The 1,899-nt window shown below is 62.1% G+C and carries 1 protein-coding gene; it reads right to left on the reverse strand.

Annotated elements, in window-relative coordinates:
• Nucleotides 1-1,663: methyl-accepting chemotaxis protein (locus TY51_RS20330; protein WP_156117999.1), on the reverse strand; the 1,663-nt coding region annotated here is incomplete at its 3' end.
• Nucleotides 1,664-1,899 lie beyond the last annotated feature (236 nt).

A 1,899-nucleotide genomic window follows, 5' to 3' on the forward strand; every position in this document is an offset into this window, starting at 1 on the left:
TCAGGGCCAGCAGATTGGTCTGGAACGCGATATCGTCAATGACGCTGATGATGCGGGTGATCTGGTCGGATGATGCCTCGATCCCCCGCATTGCGGTCACCGCATCACGCACGATCTCGGTACTGCTCTGCGCGATATCACGGTTCTGGCGGCTGGCGTGTTCGGCCTGACGCGCCCGGTCGGCCGTCGAGGTCACACTGGCACTCATCTGGGTCAGGGCCGCGGCCGACTGCTCCAGCGTCGCAGCCTGGGTTTCGGCGCGGCTCGCCAGATCCTGCGCGGCCGAGGTGATCTCGGTTGCCCCGCCACGGACCTGATCGGCGACATCGGTGATGCGCGCCACCGTGCCCGTCAGGTTCTCGACCACCGTATTGAAGGCCTCGCGCAACGCGTCATATCCGGCCGGGAACGGGTCAGAGATGGGGTTGGGGATCTGCTCGGTCAGGTCGCCCCGGGACAGACGGTCCAGACCCGCGCCGATGTCACGGACAACGCGCGCCTGCTGACGGACTTCGGTATCGCGAGCGGCGGCTGCGGCATCCTGTGCCTGACGAGCCTGCTCTTCCAGATCGCGCCGGTCGATCGCATTTTGGCGGAACACTCCCAAGGCCTGCGCCAATTCGGCCAATTCGTTTCGTCCGTCCTGTCCCTTGATTTCGACCTGCAGATCACCGTTGGCCAAGCTGCGTGTCTGATCCACCGTCTGCGACAGCCGTCGGCGAAGATCGCGCGACAGAATCGTCGCAATCGACATTCCGATCAGGATCGCAAGAGCCACGCCACCAAGGATGGAAGCGACGGTCGTCTGCATGATCTCCTCGAACCTGGCGTCAGCCTCCGCCAGGAGGCCGCCGGCGGTGTCGCGGATCACCTCGACCAATGCCACTGCTTCCGTTGATGTCACCTCGACTGCCGCAACCGCTTGCCGGACATTCAGTTCAAGCTCGCGCAGCGTCGTGGCGTCCGTCCAGTAATCCGTAACGCCGGCCAGGGCCGTCGTCACCAAGGCGCGGGCATCATCGGGAATGGGGCGGCGCGCGATATCCTGCAATTGGGATTGCGTCTCCTCATACGGGGCCTGCGCCTCGTCGAAATCTGCGACATCTGCACCCGACAGGAAGCGGTCGACCCTGGCGCGGGTAACGAGCAGGCTGTTCGAAGCGGCCATTGCGGCATAGGCATCATCCCGCGCCCCTCGACCCTCAAACAGACCTTGCAACTGCTCGACGTTGCGGCGGTGCTCAATTGCGGTTTTCTGCATGCGGGCGATCAGATCGGCCCGTGCTTGATACAGATCGATGAAAACCTGCGCCTCTGCAAGATGACGGTCCTTGAGTGCGATCATCGGTGCCCCGTTCTTGCTTCCCAAGGCATCCAGATCCACGGCCAGGGAACGAACATGCTGGATCGCTGCGGTGACCGCGTCTCCGCTCTCATTTGTGGGCGCCTCGAGATACGCTCCGACTGCGATGGTGGCTTTGCCGACGCCATGGTCCATATCAGCGGCGATGATTGCCCTAGCCTCGGCGTTATCTGCCTCGGCACTGACATCACGCAGGCTGTTCAATTGAGACCAAGTCAACCCCGCAAACAGGGCCAGCATCAGAAGGATCACACCAAAGCCGCCGGCAATGCGTGTCGAGATGCGGATGTTCTTTAACATGGTAACACACTCCGGTGTTGCTCAGTTCTGAGTGGATGTTGGGCAAGGAGGCAGACGGACACGCAAGAACCGGCTGCGTAGCTTGAGACCCTTTGATATTGGCAGTCCGCGGCTGTTGACCGTGGAGATCAGAGGGCACGGAGGTTTGAAGTCCGTTATCCACAAGGGGCCTGCAACGGATCGTGGCCTCTGACCTGCTGCCACCGGAAAGGCGAGGCTGCTTGTCTCATTTTCCC

Origin of the sequence: Paracoccus sp. PAMC 22219 (assembly GCF_000787695.1) — a bacterium.
GTDB lineage: Bacteria > Pseudomonadota > Alphaproteobacteria > Rhodobacterales > Rhodobacteraceae > Paracoccus.